The following is a 15,528-nucleotide window of genomic DNA, read 5'->3' on the forward strand; positions in this document are numbered from 1 at the left end:
ATCAGACGGGTCCGACTAAACTCGCTGCTCGTGACCGTCCACCCCATCCGCATCGCCGGCGATCCCGTGCTGCACCAGCCGACCCGTGAGGTCACGGAGTTCGACGAGCAGCTGCGCACGCTGACCGAGGACATGTTCGAGACGATGTACGCCGCCGAAGGCGTGGGCCTCGCGGCCAACCAGATCGGCCTCGACCTGCGCCTGTTCGTCTACGACTGCCCCGACGACCAGGGCGTCGAGCACCGCGGCCTGGTCGTGAACCCCCGCCTCGAGACCTCCGACATCCCCGAGACCATGCCCGACCCGGACGACGACTGGGAAGGCTGCCTGTCCGTGCCCGGCGAGTCCTACCCGACCGGCCGGGCGACCTGGGCCCGCGTGACCGGTTTCGACGTGACCGGCGAGCCCATCTCCGTCGAGGGCACCGGCTACTTCGCCCGCTGCCTCCAGCACGAAACCGACCACCTCGACGGCCACCTCTACCTGGACCGCCTCGTGGGGCGGCACGCGCGGGCGGCGAAGAAGATGCTGAAGAAGAACAAGTGGGGCGTGCCGGGGCTGAGCTGGCTGCCCCCGAAGGACGAGGACGAGCCGGCTGAGGTCTGAGGTTTGTCGACAAGTCTCCCGGTCCGGGGTTGGGACCGGGAGACTTGTCGTTTCAGCGGGGTAGGCGGCCGAAGAAATGCTCGCGCACGACGGCGGGGCTCATCCCAGACCTGCTCCGGCGTGGTGTTTGACGAATGCACCCGAACGATGACGATTCCCTTTTTGCCGGAGGCTTTCCAGCGCAGCCTTGATCGGTGTTGCGTCGGCGCGTTTTTCTTTGTGGGGGTGGGTTTTCTGGTGTTGTCCACAACTCGGCTTCGCTGTGGACAACTCCGCTTCGGAGACTATTTTGTCGGTGGGGAGCGGTAGACTGGCCAAGGGCCGTTCCCCCGAGGATGGGTGGGGGCTTTCCCAAGGTGAGTTACTGGGGGCACAAGCGGCTCGGCCGCGATTTCCGGCAGTTGTCGGCCGGTGAGACGATGCGGACAATCGGAAGCCTGAGGTCCTCGGGGGCACAAGCGGCTCCGCCGCGATTTCCGGCAGCTGTCGGCCGGTGAGACGATGCGCACGATCGGGAGACTGAGCTCATCGGCGGCACAAGCGGCTCGACCACGACTTCCCGCAGTTGCCGGCCCGCGAGACGATGCGCACGATCGGGAGCGGGGGCTCGTCAGTGAAGACGGAACCGTGCGCACGGTGGACAGGTAATCGCGCAGGCCGCGGGAGCAGTCGGCGGAAATCGCCCGGAATCCGCGGAGAGCGGCGGCCTGGGGCCTCTTGACTGCTTCGGAACCCGGAAGAACCCGGACCGTGCTCATCGCCAACACCGCCCGCCAGCCCGGCGAGCAGAATCCTTCCTCACGAGATGCCCCGAAGCAGGCGCACGTGACGGCCACGTGAACCGCTGTCGGCTGCCTGCTCCGAACCGGTGAAGAACACACCAGTCGACAAGGCCGCTTGTGCTCGCATGATCCGCCGTGGCATGGTCGAGGGACAACCTCATACCAACGCGGGAGCTCGCGCCTTGGCGGGCTGAGAGGGCGGCTGGTGTCCATCTGCGGACACCCGGTGCCGCCGACCGCATGAACCTGACCGGGTAATGCCGGCGTAGGGAGTGAACGTCGTTGACGACGCTGGAGAACGAGCCTGCCATCACGCCTTCCGTGACCACGGGGCCGATCACCGGATCGCACAAGACCTACCACCGCACCGAGTCGGGCCTGCGGGTTCCGGCGCGGCGCATCGACCTGTCGAACGGTGAGCACTTCGACGTGTACGACACGTCCGGGCCCTACACCGACCCGGACGTGGAGATCGACGTCCACAAGGGACTGCACCCGCTGCGCACCGGCTGGGCCGACGGCCGCGCGCACAACACCCAGCTCGGCTGGGCCAAAGCCGGGGTGATCACGCGGGAAATGGAGTTCATCGCCGCGCGGGAGCGGTGTTCGCCGGAGTTCGTGCGCGACGAGGTGGCGCGCGGGCGGGCGGTGATCCCCGCGAACCGCAAGCACCCGGAGAGCGAGCCGATGATCATCGGCAAGAAGTTCCTGGTGAAGATCAACGCGAACATGGGCAACTCGGCCGTCTGGTCCTCAGTGGAGGAAGAGGTCGACAAGATGGTGTGGGCCACCCGCTGGGGCGCCGACACGATCATGGACCTCTCCACCGGCAAGCGCATCCACGAGACGCGCGAGTGGATCGTGCGCAACTCCCCCGTGCCCGTGGGCACCGTGCCGATCTACCAGGCGCTGGAAAAGGTGAACGGGGAGCCGGAAAAGCTGTCGTGGGAGGTGTACCGCGACACGATCATCGAGCAGTGCGAGCAGGGTGTGGACTACGTCACCGTGCACGCCGGCGTGCTGCTGCGCTACATCCCGCTCACCGCGCGCCGGGTCACCGGCATCGTGAGCCGCGGCGGCTCGATCATGGCCGCGTGGTGCCTCGCGCACCACCAGGAATCCTTCCTGTACACGAACTTCGAGGAACTCTGCGAGATCCTGCGCAAGTACGACGTCACCTTCTCCCTCGGCGACGGCCTGCGCCCCGGCTCCATCGCCGACGCCAACGACCGCGCGCAGTTCGCCGAGCTCGAAACCCTCGGTGAGCTCACGCACATCGCGCGCGAGCACGACGTGCAGGTGATGATCGAGGGCCCCGGCCACGTGCCCATGCACAAGATCAAGGAAAACGTGGAGCTGGAAGAACAGCTCACCGGCGAGGCGCCGTTCTACACCCTCGGCCCGCTCGCCACTGACATCGCGCCGGCGTACGACCACATCACCTCGGCCATCGGTGCGGCGCAGATCGGCTGGTACGGCACGGCGATGCTCTGCTACGTCACGCCGAAGGAGCACCTCGGCCTGCCCAACCGCGACGATGTGAAGACCGGCGTGATCACCTACAAGATCGCCGCGCACTCCGCCGACCTCGCCAAGGGCCACCCCCACGCGCACGAGTGGGACGACGAGCTGTCCAAGGCACGCTTCGAGTTCCGCTGGAACGACCAGTTCAACTTGGCGCTCGACCCCGACACCGCGCGCTCGTACCACGACGAGACGCTGCCTGCGGAGCCGGCGAAAACCGCGCACTTCTGCTCGATGTGCGGCCCGAAGTTCTGCTCGATGCGGATCACCCACGACGTGCGCAAGTACGCCGAGGAGCACGGTCTGTCCACTGTGGAGGCCATCGAGGCCGGCATGGCGGAGAAGTCGGCCGAGTTCGGCGAGCAGGGCAACAAGGTCTACCTCCCGGTCGTCGGGCAGTAGCTCCACCCGCTATTAAAGGCAGCAGTCATGACTGGAACACCCCGCACCGCCCTCACCATCGCCGGCTCCGACTCCGGCGGTGGTGCGGGTGTGCAGGCCGACCTGCGCACGTTCTTCGCCCACGGCGTCCACGGGCTCGTCGCGCTCACGGCCGTCACGGTGCAGAACTCCCTGGGTGTGCAGGGCTTCACCGAGATCCCGGTCGACGTGGTCACGGCCCAGATCAAGGCCGTGGCCGGCGACATGGGCGTGAACGCGGCCAAAACCGGCATGCTCGCCACGGCCGACATCATCCAGGCCGTGGCGAAAACGCTCGACGAGGTCCACATCGGACGCACCACGGACACGCCGTTCGTGGTCGACCCGGTGGCCGCGTCGATGACCGGCCACGCGCTGCTGCGCGAGGAAGCGCTCGAGGCGATCCGCACCGAGCTCTTCCCGCGCGCCACGCTGATCACGCCCAACCTCGACGAGGTGCGGCTGCTCACCGGCATCACGGTCACCGGCGCGACGACGCAGCACGCGGCGGCCGAGGCGTTGCTGGAATTCGGTTCCGAGTGGGTGCTCGTGAAGGGCGGGCACCTCTACGAAGCCGAAGACTGCGTGGACCTGCTCACGAACGGCGGCGAGGTCGTCGAGCTCAGCGGCCCGCGCATCGCCACGGAGAACACCCACGGCGGCGGCGACACCATGGCCTCGGCCATCACGTCGTCGCTGGCCAAGGGCACCGACGTGCCCACGGCCGTGCGCGAGGCGAAGCGGTTCATCGAGCGCTGCGTCGCCGAGGCCTATCCCCTCGGCGCGGGCGTGGGTCCGGTCTCCCCGTTCTGGCGGCTGGCCGACTGACGGGCCACAATCGAACGGTGACCGACGAAGCCGCCCGCGCGCTGTGGGCCCAAATGCCGCTGGACCTGCAGTTCGAGGTCGACCGGCTGGTGACCGACCACCAGCCGGCCGCGGCGCTCAAGGTGATCCGCAAGTGGGGCCTCGACCCCAAACCGGGCATCGCGGAGAGCCGCGCCGTGACGGATTACCGGACGAGTGTGCTGAAAGTACCGCCGCGCTTCACCTGAGTCCGCGAGAACGCGACATCGGCTCAGGTGACGGGTGAGAGCGTGCGGGTGTCGTAGCCGTCGCGCGCTTCGCGGATGCGGTCGAAGTTCACCTGCGACCAGCGGCTGAGCGCCACGAGGTGCGCGCTCACCTCCGCGCCCATGTCGGTGAGCGCGTACTCCACCGTCGGCGGCGTGGTCGGGAACACCGTGCGGCTCACGAACCCGTCGCGCTCCAGGTAGCGCAGGTTCTGCGTGAGCATCTTCTGGCTGATGCCGCCCACGGCTCGGCGCAGCTCGCCGAAGCGGTGCGGCCGCTGCTCGAGCGCGCCCAGGACCAGCGCGGTCCACTTGTTCGCGAGCAGGTCGAGAACATCGCGGCAGGGACAGTTCTTGAGGTACACGTCCCACGAAGTCTGCTGGTCAGCGGTGGTATCCATCAGGTACCTAGTTTACGCGAAAGTGCCTTCTGGCGAAAAGTGACCACCTCCGGCGACCATGGGGTACCCCGAGGAAAACGATCGTGAAGGAGAGATCCCCCATGCGCTTGGTGACCCAGCAGGAGTTCGGTGGCCCCGAGGTGTTGCAGGTCGTGGACGTGCCCCGGCCGACGCCCGCGCCGACGGAGGTGCTGGTGCGGGTGCACGCCGCCGGGGTGAATCCCGTGGACTGGAAGTCGCGGGCGCACGCGGTGTTCCTGGGTGAGCCGCCTTACACGGTGGGCTGGGACGTGTCCGGCGTCGTCGAGGAGGTCGGGTTCGGGGCGACCGGGCTGGAAGCCGGCGACGAGGTGCTGGGCATGCCGTGGTTCCCGCGCGCCGCGTCGGCGTATGCGGAGTACGTGACGGCGCCGTCGCGGCAGTTCGTGCGCAAGCCCGCCGGGCTGTCGCACGTGGAGGCGGCCGGGTTGCCGCTGGCGGGGCTCACGGCGTGGCAGGCACTGGTCGACGTGGCGAACGTCCGGAGTGGACAGCGCGTGCTCGTGGACGCGGCCGCCGGGGGTGTCGGGCACCTCGCCGTGCAGATCGCCAAGGCGCGCGGCGCGTACGTGCTCGGCACGGCCAGCGCGGCGAAACACGACTTCCTGCGCTCGATCGGCGTCGACGAGCCAATCGACTACCGCGACGAGAACGCGACGGCGACCGACCTCGACGTCCACTTGGGACTGGTCGACGAGCGCAGCGATCTGCGGTGGCTGCCGGCGGTGAAGGAAGGCGGGCTGGTGATCTGCGTTCCCGGCGGGGTGGCCCCGGCTGTGGAGAAGGAAGCAGCAAAGCGCGGCGTTCGAACCGCGGGAATCCTGGTGGAACCGGATCGCATCGGGCTACTGGGCCTCGTGGAGCTGATCGAAGCCGGGCAGCTGAAGGTGCACGTGGACCAGACGTTCGCGCTCGAAGACGCGGCGAAAGCCCACGAGGTGGGCGAAGCCGGCCGGGTGACCGGGAAGCTCGTCCTCACCGTCTGACCGCCGGAACGGCCCCTGAGCAGGAAAACCCGGGGGCCGTTCACTGTGGACAGTGCGGAACACTCAGCCGCGCGCGACCACCTGCGGCAGCACCGTGGTGAGGCCGGTCCAGTCGGACGTGACCACGGAAGCGTGCTGTGCCGCCAGTTCCGCCACGCGCTGGTTGGCCTGGTCGACGGTCGGGTTGTGGTCATCGATGGCGGGGGCCACGTTCTGGCCGTCGGTCATCACCACGTAGTAGTGGTTGGCGTCGTACCACCACGGGCCGGTCTGGGTGACCCAGGCGTTGGCGTCGCCGTCGAAGACCACGAACCAGGGCTTGAGGTTCGCGGCGTACTTGTCGCGCGGGTCGCCGCCGACGGCGCCGTGCACGGTCGGGAAGATCTGCACGTCGCCGAGCTTGCCCGCGTTCTTCTGCGCCAGCAGGTAGTTCGCGTATTCGACGTCGGTGTGCAGGGTGTCGGTCGGGTTCTGCTCCTCGACCGTGCCCGGGATGATCTCGGTCAGCACCTTGCCGTGCAAGGCGTCGACGGTGGGCCAGTTGTCCGCCTTGGCCGCGTCGTCGAGGGTCGCGTAGCTGCCGAGCAGGTCGGCCGGCTTGAAGACGGCGCTGCCGAGGTGGGCGCGGAACGCGGCGTCGAGCTCGTCCGGGCCCATGCCGGTGTTGTCCGAGAAGCCCGTCTTCATCTCGAGCTTCAACGTGAGCGGCGTGTGATCCGGGTGCGCGGCGAGCCAGATGCGGATGTCGTCGAGGCAGTACTCGAGGTTCTTGTTCGTGCCGCCCTTGTAGAGATCGGCGGTGGAGGACGCCGCGACGCAGTTGTTGGCGTTCCCCAACGGGTTCGAGTGGCTCACCTTCCACTCGTGCGTGATGAAGTCGGGCCACACGTCGAGCTCGATCAGCGACGAACCGTTGTCCAGCGCCTGCGCGAGGAACGGGTACGCCGCCGGGTCGTAGGTGTTGTGCACGCCGACCGTGGTCACGTGCGAGAGCTTCGGACTGTCCGCGTTCGCCACGGCTGTCCCGGACAACGACGCGGCCACGAGCACGCCGACCGTCACGACCACTGCAGAGAGTTTCATCCTGGCCCCTTCGCCCACACGGGTAGTGCGATGGCTCTCACACTGTGCCACCGTGATGGACTGTGGATGAAGGACAGCTGACCAAATGGACTAGACCAGAAGTCGGAAACTGCCATGACTGAGAACGCGAGCCCGCCGTCGGCGTTGACCATCGCCGGTTCCGACTCCGGCGGAGCCGCCGGCTTGCAGGCCGATTTGCGGACATTCCTCACTTGTGGGGTCCACGGGCTCGTCGCCGTGACCGCCGTGACGGTGCAGAACACGTTGGGGGTGCACGATCGCGCGGACATCCCGCCCCACGTCGTCGCCGGCCAGATCGAGGCCGTCGCGTCGGACATGGGTGTGGGCGCGGCGAAAACGGGCATGCTCGCGTCGGCGCAGATCATCCACGCCGTGGCCGCGGCTTGTGACAACGCCGGCATCGGGCGGGATCACGAGGTGCCGTTCGTGGTCGACCCGGTGGCCGCGTCGATGACCGGCCACCCGCTCTTCGACGCCGCGGGACTCGCCGCGCTGCGCGAGGAACTGCTGCCGCGCGCCACGGTGCTCACGCCGAATCTCGACGAGGTGCGGCTGCTGACCGGGTTGACCGTGACCGACCGCGAAGGCATGCACACCGCGGCGGTCGCGTTGCACCGCTTGGGTCCGAAGTACGTGCTCGTGAAGAGCGGCCACCTCGTGGCCGACCCGGAGTGCGTGGATCTGCTCTTCGACGGGTCGACGTTCGTGGAGCTGCCGGGGCCGCGGTTCAACACCCCGCACACCCACGGCGCCGGCGACACGATGGCGTCGGCGCTCACCGCCGGGCTGGCGAAGGGGATGTCGGTCGTGGAGGCGGCGCGCTACGGGAAGTGGTTCGTGTCCCACGCGGTGGAGCACTCGTACCCGATGGGCGCGAAGGTGGGGCCGGTCTCGGCGTTCTGGCGGCTGGCGCCCGAAGAAAGGTGACAAAATACCCGGGCGAGGAAAATCCCTCGCCCGGGTGATCTGTCGCCTACTCGATCAGCGGTTCTGCACGCTGTCGCTGAACTGCTGCTGGCACTGCTCCTGCGCCTGGGTGGTCGTCGCCGACTTGAGGCAGTCCTGCAGGTCGCTGATCTGGCTGCCGACGCTGGCGAAGATCGAGCCGATGGCGATCAGGATCACAGCGCCGATGACCAGGCCGATGACACCCGTGACGAGGCCGGCGATCGAGGCACCCTTGTTGGTGGCCTCCCCGCGGTTGGCGCGCTTGATGCCGAGGATGCCGAAGATCAGCGCGAGAACGCCGAGGATGATGCCGGCCCAGACCGTCCAGCACAGGACGAGGGCGATGATGCCCAGGACCAGGGCGGTGATGCCGAACCCGTTGCGCGGCGCGGACACCGGCTGGCCGTAGCCCGCAGCCTGCGGAGCGCCGTAGGCACCGCTCGGGTTGGTCGGGTACTGCTGGTACTGCGGCTGCTGGGGGTTGTCGGGCGTGCTCACGGGGTGTCGCCTTTCCACGATGAAAGCCGAGGCCAACCGGCCCGGCGCACCCTATAATCGGGTGGATCGCCCGATCGTTACGCATCGTGCGGTTCGGGGCCACCTGATTTCCCTGAACAGGCGATTGCAATGTGGACGCGGTCGGCCGTCTTCGCCCGCGCCGGCCTCCCTCTGGGTGCTCGCCGCGCAGCGGCGTCAGCCCCCCGGCAGCCCCTGTCAGCCCCCGTCAGCTTTCGTCGGCGATCAACGCCTCCAGCGCCGGCAGCGCGATCGTGAGCGCCTCGCGGTACTCCGGGCTCAGCTTGTCGAGGCGGCGGTTGAGCTCCTGCACGCGGGTGGACCGCACGCCGGACACGAGCCGCTCGCCCTCCTCCGTCGCGCGCGCGAGCCACGCCCGGCGGTCGACCGGGTCGGATTCCCGCGTGACGTAGCCGGCCTCCACGAGGGTGGCGATTATGCGCGACATGGTGGCCGCGGCGACGCCCTCCTTCGCAGCGAGATCGCCGAGGCGCAGCTGACCGAAGTGGACGAGCGTGGCGAGGGCCGAGATGGCGCCGTGGCCGGGCCCGGGGACCCCCGCCTGCCGCAACGAGCGCGACAGCCGTCCCACGGCCAGGTACAACCTGCCCGAGACGTCCTGGACCGAGGATAGAGTCACGGCTGGCTCCTCTTGCCGCTGTTGCCCGCCGCCTTTGCGCCGGAAATGTGCCGTCCACCATAAGGCCTGCCGGTGCTCGTTCGGCGTTAAGCGCGGACGAAATCACCGACCGGGTCGGGAAACGCGGCCCACTTGCACCACGTGGCTTACCCGGGGTTACCCCGTGGGCACGAAGGGGTCAGCGGGGCGGGCTCGACGCGTGGGCCCAGAACCGCTGCGGCACCCGGCCGGCGTCGCGCGCCAGCCGGCCCGCCTCCACACCGGCGCGCATGGCCGCGGCCATCCGTTCCGGGTCCTTGGCGCGCGTGACGGCGGTGGACAGGAGCACGGCGTCGCAGCCGAGCTCCATGGCCAGGCAGGCGTCGGACGCCGTGCCGATGCCGGCGTCGAGCACGACCGGCACCATCGCGCGGGACACGATCAGCTCGATGTTGTGCGGGTTGCGGATGCCGAGGCCGGTGCCGATCGGCGCGCCCAGCGGCATCACGGCCGCGCAGCCGGCTTCTTCCAGCCGCAGCGCCAGCACCGGGTCGTCGTTGGTGTAGGCGAGCACGGTGAATCCGTCGGCCGCCAGCTGCTCGGCGGCGTCGAGGGTTTCGAACGGATCGGGCAGCAGCGTGCGGTCGTCGGCGTGGACCTCGAGCTTGATCAGGTCCGTGTCGAGCGCCTCGCGCGCGAGCTGCGCGGTGAGCACGGCCTCGGCGGCCGTGCGGCAACCGGCGGTGTTGGGCAGCAGCTTGATGCCGAGCCGCCGCACCAGGCCCAGCACACCGGTGCCGCCGTCGGCGTCGGCCTTGCGCATCGCGACGGTGGTGAGCTCGGTGCCCGACGCGATCAGCGCGCGTTCCAGCACCGACAGGTTGCCGGCGCCGCCGGTGCCGATGATCAGCCGGGACGAGAGCTTGTGCTCGCCGATGACCAGGGTGTCGTCCATCGTCAGCCTCCCTGCACCGCGGTCAGCACGTCGATGTCGGCGCCCTTCGGCACCACCGACTCGGCCCACTCGCCGCGCCGCACGACCTCGCCGTTCACCGCGACGGCCACGCCCTGGCGGCTCACGTCGAGCGCGTCGAGCACCTCGGACACGGTGGTGCCGTCGGGGAACTCGCGCCAGCTCCCGTTGACCTTGATCTCCATCAGACTCGCTCCTTTTCCAGCAACCGGGCCGGCGCGGCCGCCCCGATCTCGTCGGGCGGGGCCTCGCCGGCCAGCCACGCGAGCACCGCGTCGGCGGTCACGGGGGCCATCAGCAGGCCGTTGCGGTGGTGGCCGGTCGCCGCGTACACGCCTTCGGCGAGCTCACCGATGTACGGCAGCGCGTCGCGGCTTCCCGCACGCAGCCCGGCCGCGGTCTCCACGAGCTCGTACTCGGTGATACCCGGCAGGATCCGTTCGGCGCCTTCGAGCAGCTCGCGCACGCCGCGTGCGGTCACGGTCTCGTCGAAGCCGGCTTCGTACTGCGTCGCGCCGAGCACCAGCTCACCGTCGGCGCGCGGTACGAGGTAGATCGGCCGGCCTTCCACCATCGCGCGCACGGTGTGCGCGGGCGGTGGCAGGCAGCCCCGCCGCGGGCGCAGCCGCAGGATCTCGCCCTTGAGCGGCCGCACGGCGTCGGCCAGCAGCGGGTGCAGCGCACCCGTCCAGGCGCCGGCGGCGAGCACGGTGGGACCGGCCAGGTCCTCGAGGTTCGTCACCCGCTCGGCCAGGAACTCGACGCCGCGCTTCGTGCACGCGTCGACCAGGGCCGTGAGCAGCTTCCGGTTGTCCACGGCCAGGTCACCGGGCACGTGCAGGCCGCTGCGCACCGCACCGAGCCCCGGCGCGAGCTTGCGCGCCGCCCGGCCGGTGAGCCGCTCGACGTCGCGGCCCAGCGAGGTCAGGTACTCGGCGAGGATGTCGAGGTGTCCGGCGTCGGCACTGTCGAACGCGACCACGATCGTGCCGTGCTCAGCCAGCCCCGGGTCCACGCCTTCGGCCGCCAGCTCGCGCGCGAACGCGGGCCAGCGCCGCAGCGACTCCTCGCCGAGGCGGAGCACGTGCTCCTCACCCGGCCACGCCTCGGTGACCGGCGCCAGCATGCCGCCGGCCAGCCACGACGCGCCGCGCGCGGGCGAAGGGTCGACCACCGTGACGCGGAAACCGCGGGCCGCCGCGCGCCAGGCCGCGGACAACCCGATGACACCGCCGCCGACGACGGTGAGGGTCTTGCTCATGGAATCACGCTCCCTGCGCCGGCATGACCCGGATCAGGTTCCACGGTCGGAGCGGCAGCTCCCTCTCAGCCCGTGCCTCGGGCTCCCGTGCGGACCACCCCACTCTAGTGCGCGGGTAACGTCCCCGCCATGCCCGCCCTGACCGGATCACAGATCCGCACCCGCCTGGCCGATTCGCGCCTGTACCTGTGCACCGACGCCCGCGCGGCACGCGGTGACCTCGCCGAGTTCATCGACGCGGCGCTGGCCGGCGGCGTCGACATCGTGCAGCTGCGGGACAAGACGAACGGCTCACCGCTCGAGGCCGCGCACGAGATCGCGGCGCTCGAAGTGCTCGCCGAAGCGTGCGCGCGCCACGGTGCGCTGCTGTCGGTGAACGACCGCGCGGACGTCGCGCTGGCCGTCGGCGCCGACGTGCTGCACCTGGGCCAGGACGACATCCCCGTGCCGCTCGCGCGCCGCATCCTGGGCGAGGACGTGGTGATCGGCCGCTCGACGCACTCCATCGAGCAGGCCACGGCCGCGGCGGCCGAGGACGGCGTGGACTACTTCTGCACCGGCCCGTGCTGGCCGACGCCCACCAAGCCCGGCCGGTTCGCACCGGGCCTCGACCTGGTGCGGGCCACCGCGAAAACCGGTACCGACCGGCCGTGGTTCGCGATCGGCGGCATCGACTCCGAGCGGCTGCCGGAGGTGCTGGCGGCCGGTGCGTCGCGGATCGTGGTGGTCCGGGCGATCACCGAAGCCGAGGACCCGAAGGCGGCCGCGCAGGCGTTGAAGGCCCAGCTCGGTTAGGGATTCGGCTCGGCTAGGGACTCGGCTCGGTTCAGGGATTCGGCGTGCCCGACGGCGCGCCCTTCGACTGCGGCGCGCTCGGCGTGGTCGACGCCGCGCCACCCGTGCTCGACGGCGGCGGGGTGTCGCTCGCCGAGCTGTCCGGGGTCGGGCTCTCGCTGGTCGGCGTGCTCGAGGAGGACGAACTCGGCGGCGGTGTGTTGGACTCGGTCTCGCTCGGCGGAGCGGTGTTCTCCGAGGTCGCGGGCGGGTTGGTGTTCTTGTCCTGTTCCTGGTGCTGGCTCGTGCCCGGATCGTCGCGGACGAACCCCGGCTGAACGACACCGGCCAGTTCGGCACCCACGGCCACGGCGATCGCGACGGCCGTGGCCACCACGCTCGTGCCGATGATGATCGGCCAGCGCAGCTTCCTCAGCTTGTCGCCGAACGACTCCTCGGGCTCGGCCGGCGCGGTCAGCTTCGAGATCCGCACCGTCGGCATCTCCGACGGGTCGAGCGGCAGCAGCACGGTCGGCATCTGCGCAGGGTCCTCGACCGGTGACAGGCCTTGTTTGCCGCCGCGGCGCTGCCCCGCCGTGGCGAGCACGGCGCGCGCCTTCACGGCCGCCTCGCGCGTGCGCTGCAGCGAACGCAGGTACAGCTCGGCTCCGACGGTGGTGATCACGCTCGCCACCCCGGCCCCCACCACGGTGCCCGCCACGCCGAGCGTCGAACCGAGCAGCGCGGCCGTGACCGCGGCCAGTGCCGTCGCCACCACCTGCGCGGGGCGGAAGCTCTTCTTCTCGCCCTGCTCCGACGTCTTTTCCTGCTGCTGACTCATGATCCCGTTCTGCTGGTGCCCGACGATTTCCCCTCCGGTGTTCAACGGGTAAGGCGCGCGAAGAACTCCCCACGTTGCCCATCCGTGAGCGAGGACACGTTGACTGTCCATAGTGGATGGACTACAGCTCACACTTTCCTGACATACTCACCACATGCGATTGGTGACGATCTCCGACATCGAGGCCGCGGCGAAGCGCGTGGCCGACCACGCGGTGCGCACGCCGCTCCTGCGCCAGCCCTGGGCCGAAGGGCAGTTGTGGCTCAAACCCGAGAGCCTGCAACAGATCGGCGCGTTCAAGATCCGCGGCGCGTACAACGCGATCGCTTCACTCGACGACACGCAGCGCGCACGCGGCGTGGTCGCGTATTCGAGCGGTAACCACGCGCAGGCGGTCGCCTACTCGGCGAACGCGTTCGGGATCCCGGCCGTGATCGTGGTGCCGGACGTGGCGCCGCGGCTCAAGGTCGAGGCCACTAAGCGCTGGGGTGCCGAGGTGGTGGAGGTGCCGATCGCGGACCAGGAGCCGCGCGCGACCGAGCTGGCGCGCGAGCGCGGGCTCACGTTCATCCCGCCGTTCGACCACCTCGACGTGATCGCCGGCCAGGGCACGGCGGGCCTGGAAATCGCCACCGACCTGCCGGACGTCGACACCGTGCTCGTGCCGGTGAGCGGCGGCGGGTTCGCCTCCGGCGTCGGCACGGCGATCAAGGCGCTGCGCCCGGGCGCGAAGGTGATCGGCGTCGAGCCCGAGCTGGCCGGTGACACCGCCGAGAGCCTGCGCGCCGGCCGCCGCGTCGAATGGCCCATGGACCGGCGAGCGCGCACGATCGCCGACGGCCTGCGCGCCCAGCCGTCGGACCTCACGTTCGCGCACTTGCAGAACGTGCTCGACGGCATCGTCACCGTGACCGAGGACGAGATCCGCGACGCCGTGCGCGTGCTGGCCCGCCGGGCGCGGCTCGTGGCCGAGCCCAGCGGCGCCACGGCCACGGCGGCGTTCCTGCACCACGCCGGCGAGCTGCCCGGCGGCAAGACGGTGTCCGTGGTGTCCGGCGGCAACGTCGACCCGGCGATGCTGGCCGAGCTGCTCGCCTGACGGTCTCGCCCGGACGGGCAGGACCGCGGGGTCAGACGCGCGGGCTCAGGAGTGCGGGGGTCCGGGACGGACGTGCGTGGGCGGGCCCTCCACGCCGCAGTGCAGGCACTCGCCGGGGTGGGGCGACTCGTCGTCGACGGTCCGCGCCGCCCCGGCGGTGGCGTCGCCCGCGGCCGGCTCGTCCGGCGCGGCGAGCACGCCGTTGTGAATCCCCAACGCGATGAGGCCCCCGGCGATCGCCAGCACGGCGCAGATGAGCAGCGCCGTGCGCCACCCGGACGTCAGCGCGACCGGATCCCGGTAGGCGGAACCCGTGAGTCCGGCCGCCGCGGGCAGCACGGCGACCGCAAGAAGACCACCCGTTCGGGCGATCGCATTGTTGACTCCGGACGCGACACCGGCGTAGCGATCGGGGGCCGCGGCGAGCACCGTCGCGGTCACCGGCGCCACCGTGCACGCCAGCCCGAGGCCGAACACGACCACCGCGGGGAACACCGAGCCGAGGTAGGAAGACCCCGGCCCGACGCGGATCAGCAGCAGCATGCCGATGCCGATCACGATGGGTCCGACCACCAGCTGCAGCCGCGGGCCGATGCGCTGCGCCAGCGCACCGGAGCGACCCGAGAGCAGCAGCATGATGATCGTGATCGGCAGCCCGGCCAGGCCGGCGAGCGTCGGCGGGTAGTTCAGGGACACCTGCAGCTGCAGCACGAGCAGCATCATCACGGCGCCGAGAGCGGCGTAGACCACGAACGTGAGCGCGTTGGACAGGGAGAACGTGCGGTCGCGGAACAGGCTGGGCGGCACGAGCGGCTCGTGCGAGTGGTGCTGCAGCCACAGGAACACCCCGAGCCCGGCGACGCCGGCGACCAGCGCGATGAGCACGATCGGGTCGCCGATGCCGCGCCCGGGTGCTTCGACCAGCGCTCCGGTGATCCCGGCCAACCCGATCGCGCCGGTCGCGGCCGCCGTGAAGTCCGGGTGGCCGGTGGCCGTCTCGTCGCGCGACTCGGGCACGAATTTCAGCGCCATGAGCACCACGACCACGGCGAGCGGCACGTTGATCAGGAACGCCAGCCGCCAGGACCAGACCTGCACGAGCACGCCGCCGAGCAGTGGTCCGGCCGCCGCGGCCAGACCACCGAGCCCGGACCACGCGCCGATCGCACGGGCCCGGTCGTTGTGCCGGAACGACGACTGCAGGATCGCCAGGGAGCCCGGCGTGAGCAGCGCACCGCCGATGCCCTGGATGATCCGGAAGACCACCAGCTCCGTGGTCGAGGTGGCGATCGAGCACAGCCCGGAGGCGACGCCGAACCAGACCACGCCGATGAGGTACATGCGGCGCCGGCCGTAGCGGTCACCGAGCGAGCCGGCCACGAGGATCAGCGCGGCCAGCGCCAGCATGTAGCCGTCCAGGATCCACTGCAGACCCGCGACGGTGGCCCCGAGCTCTTCGCCGATCCGCGGCAGCGCGACGTTGACGATCGTGCCGTCGAGCATGGCCATGCCCGAGCCGAGGATCGTCGTCGCCAGCACCCCGCGGGCCAGCGGGGTACCCC

General features: G+C 70.3%; 17 protein-coding genes and 2 riboswitches. Of the genes, 8 read left to right on the forward strand and 9 right to left on the reverse strand.

The annotated features are described in order from the left end of the window. Window positions 1–30: 30 nt before the first annotated feature. The 4 genes from VSH64_RS32725 to VSH64_RS32740 all read left to right on the forward strand — a co-directional run bounded on the left by VSH64_RS32725 (window position 31) and on the right by VSH64_RS32740 (window position 4,387). Window positions 31–606 (forward strand): peptide deformylase, encoded by a 576-nt coding sequence (locus VSH64_RS32725; protein ID WP_326566602.1) that lies wholly within the window; start codon window positions 31–33, stop codon window positions 604–606. Between the two features lie 939 nt (window positions 607–1,545). Beyond that, window positions 1,546–1,677, forward strand: a riboswitch (TPP riboswitch). Next, window positions 1,671–3,314, forward strand: coding sequence for a phosphomethylpyrimidine synthase ThiC (gene thiC, locus VSH64_RS32730; protein ID WP_326566603.1), 1,644 nt, complete (start codon window positions 1,671–1,673; stop codon window positions 3,312–3,314). It overlaps the preceding riboswitch by 7 nt. Before the next feature lie 27 nt (window positions 3,315–3,341). Further along, entirely contained in the window at window positions 3,342–4,160 is an 819-nt protein-coding gene (gene thiD, locus VSH64_RS32735; protein ID WP_326566604.1) for a bifunctional hydroxymethylpyrimidine kinase/phosphomethylpyrimidine kinase, read from the forward strand. Between the two features lie 17 nt (window positions 4,161–4,177). Next, entirely contained in the window at window positions 4,178–4,387 is a 210-nt protein-coding gene (locus tag VSH64_RS32740; RefSeq protein WP_326566605.1) for a hypothetical protein, read from the forward strand. A 23-nt stretch (window positions 4,388–4,410) separates the two neighbouring features. On the opposite strand, the gene VSH64_RS32745 is transcribed toward VSH64_RS32740, so the two are convergent. Beyond that, window positions 4,411–4,806, reverse strand: coding sequence for a winged helix-turn-helix transcriptional regulator (locus tag VSH64_RS32745; RefSeq protein ID WP_326566606.1), 396 nt, complete (start codon window positions 4,804–4,806; stop codon window positions 4,411–4,413). Between the two features lie 101 nt (window positions 4,807–4,907). Between VSH64_RS32745 and VSH64_RS32750 the strand changes: the two genes are divergently transcribed. Continuing rightward, window positions 4,908–5,831, forward strand: a complete 924-nt coding sequence (locus VSH64_RS32750; RefSeq protein ID WP_326566607.1) for an NADP-dependent oxidoreductase — start codon at window positions 4,908–4,910, stop codon at window positions 5,829–5,831. A 63-nt stretch (window positions 5,832–5,894) separates the two neighbouring features. On the opposite strand, the gene VSH64_RS32755 is transcribed toward VSH64_RS32750, so the two are convergent. After that, complete coding sequence (locus tag VSH64_RS32755; RefSeq protein WP_326566608.1) at window positions 5,895–6,914, reverse strand: phosphatidylinositol-specific phospholipase C domain-containing protein; 1,020 nt, start codon at window positions 6,912–6,914, stop codon at window positions 5,895–5,897. Between the two features lie 114 nt (window positions 6,915–7,028). Here VSH64_RS32755 and thiD (VSH64_RS32760) point away from each other — a divergent pair, with 114 nt between their 5' ends. Then, window positions 7,029–7,862 carry a bifunctional hydroxymethylpyrimidine kinase/phosphomethylpyrimidine kinase gene (gene thiD / locus VSH64_RS32760; protein ID WP_326566609.1) on the forward strand — a complete coding sequence of 278 codons (834 nt, stop codon included), beginning with the start codon at window positions 7,029–7,031 and terminating at the stop codon, window positions 7,860–7,862. A gap of 54 nt (window positions 7,863–7,916) precedes the next feature. Here the strand turns inward: thiD (VSH64_RS32760) and VSH64_RS32765 are convergent, their stop codons facing one another. The 5 genes from VSH64_RS32765 to thiO all read right to left on the reverse strand — a co-directional run bounded on the left by VSH64_RS32765 (window position 7,917) and on the right by thiO (window position 11,252). Further along, window positions 7,917–8,381 carry a DUF4190 domain-containing protein gene (locus VSH64_RS32765; RefSeq protein ID WP_326566610.1) on the reverse strand — a complete coding sequence of 155 codons (465 nt, stop codon included), beginning with the start codon at window positions 8,379–8,381 and terminating at the stop codon, window positions 7,917–7,919. Window positions 8,382–8,607: 226 nt separating this feature from the next. Continuing rightward, window positions 8,608–9,039 (reverse strand): MarR family winged helix-turn-helix transcriptional regulator, encoded by a 432-nt coding sequence (locus VSH64_RS32770; RefSeq protein ID WP_326566611.1) that lies wholly within the window; start codon window positions 9,037–9,039, stop codon window positions 8,608–8,610. Window positions 9,040–9,217: 178 nt separating this feature from the next. Beyond that, window positions 9,218–9,973, reverse strand: coding sequence for a thiazole synthase (thiG, locus tag VSH64_RS32775; protein WP_326566612.1), 756 nt, complete (start codon window positions 9,971–9,973; stop codon window positions 9,218–9,220). A 2-nt stretch (window positions 9,974–9,975) separates the two neighbouring features. Beyond that, window positions 9,976–10,176 carry a sulfur carrier protein ThiS gene (thiS, locus tag VSH64_RS32780; protein ID WP_326566613.1) on the reverse strand — a complete coding sequence of 67 codons (201 nt, stop codon included), beginning with the start codon at window positions 10,174–10,176 and terminating at the stop codon, window positions 9,976–9,978. After that, the gene (thiO, locus tag VSH64_RS32785; RefSeq protein ID WP_326566614.1) at window positions 10,176–11,252 is read right to left on the reverse strand and encodes a glycine oxidase ThiO; all 1,077 of its coding nucleotides are present in this window, start codon (window positions 11,250–11,252) and stop codon (window positions 10,176–10,178) included. Before thiO ends, thiS begins: the two co-directional genes overlap by 1 nt. Beyond that, window positions 11,246–11,351: riboswitch (TPP riboswitch) on the reverse strand. Its footprint overlaps the gene before it by 7 nt. Before the next feature lie 30 nt (window positions 11,352–11,381). On the opposite strand from thiO, the gene thiE reads away from it, so the two are divergent. Then, window positions 11,382–12,047: a thiamine phosphate synthase gene (gene thiE, locus VSH64_RS32790; protein WP_326566615.1), complete on the forward strand. Its 666-nt coding sequence runs from the start codon at window positions 11,382–11,384 to the stop codon at window positions 12,045–12,047. A 31-nt stretch (window positions 12,048–12,078) separates the two neighbouring features. Here the strand turns inward: thiE and VSH64_RS32795 are convergent, their stop codons facing one another. After that, on the reverse strand, window positions 12,079–12,867 hold the full coding sequence (locus VSH64_RS32795; protein WP_326566616.1) for a hypothetical protein: 789 nt from the start codon (window positions 12,865–12,867) through the stop codon (window positions 12,079–12,081). Window positions 12,868–13,021: 154 nt separating this feature from the next. On the opposite strand from VSH64_RS32795, the gene VSH64_RS32800 reads away from it, so the two are divergent. Then, window positions 13,022–13,966, forward strand: a complete 945-nt coding sequence (locus VSH64_RS32800) for a threonine ammonia-lyase (RefSeq protein WP_326566617.1) — start codon at window positions 13,022–13,024, stop codon at window positions 13,964–13,966. Window positions 13,967–14,011: 45 nt separating this feature from the next. Here VSH64_RS32800 and VSH64_RS32805 read toward each other — a convergent pair whose 3' ends face one another. Then, on the reverse strand, window positions 14,012–15,517 hold the full coding sequence (locus VSH64_RS32805; protein WP_456062107.1) for an MFS transporter: 1,506 nt from the start codon (window positions 15,515–15,517) through the stop codon (window positions 14,012–14,014). Between the last annotated feature and the right edge of the window lie 11 nt (window positions 15,518–15,528).

Origin of the sequence: Amycolatopsis rhabdoformis, from assembly GCF_035918295.1 — a bacterium.
GTDB classification, from domain to species: domain Bacteria; phylum Actinomycetota; class Actinomycetes; order Mycobacteriales; family Pseudonocardiaceae; genus Amycolatopsis; species Amycolatopsis rhabdoformis.

Coding starts and splice junctions, on each gene's coding strand:
- thiD (WP_326566604.1), top strand. CDS start 3,342: ATGACTGGAACACCCCGCACCGCCCTCACCATCGCCGGCTCCGACTCC.
- VSH64_RS32745 (WP_326566606.1), bottom strand. CDS start 4,806: ATGGATACCACCGCTGACCAGCAGACTTCGTGGGACGTGTACCTCAAG.
- VSH64_RS32750 (WP_326566607.1), top strand. CDS start 4,908: ATGCGCTTGGTGACCCAGCAGGAGTTCGGTGGCCCCGAGGTGTTGCAG.
- VSH64_RS32755 (WP_326566608.1), bottom strand. CDS start 6,914: ATGAAACTCTCTGCAGTGGTCGTGACGGTCGGCGTGCTCGTGGCCGCG.
- thiD (WP_326566609.1), top strand. CDS start 7,029: ATGACTGAGAACGCGAGCCCGCCGTCGGCGTTGACCATCGCCGGTTCC.
- thiG (WP_326566612.1), bottom strand. CDS start 9,973: ATGGACGACACCCTGGTCATCGGCGAGCACAAGCTCTCGTCCCGGCTG.
- thiS (WP_326566613.1), bottom strand. CDS start 10,176: ATGGAGATCAAGGTCAACGGGAGCTGGCGCGAGTTCCCCGACGGCACC.
- thiO (WP_326566614.1), bottom strand. CDS start 11,252: ATGAGCAAGACCCTCACCGTCGTCGGCGGCGGTGTCATCGGGTTGTCC.
- thiE (WP_326566615.1), top strand. CDS start 11,382: ATGCCCGCCCTGACCGGATCACAGATCCGCACCCGCCTGGCCGATTCG.
- VSH64_RS32795 (WP_326566616.1), bottom strand. CDS start 12,867: ATGAGTCAGCAGCAGGAAAAGACGTCGGAGCAGGGCGAGAAGAAGAGC.
- VSH64_RS32800 (WP_326566617.1), top strand. CDS start 13,022: ATGCGATTGGTGACGATCTCCGACATCGAGGCCGCGGCGAAGCGCGTG.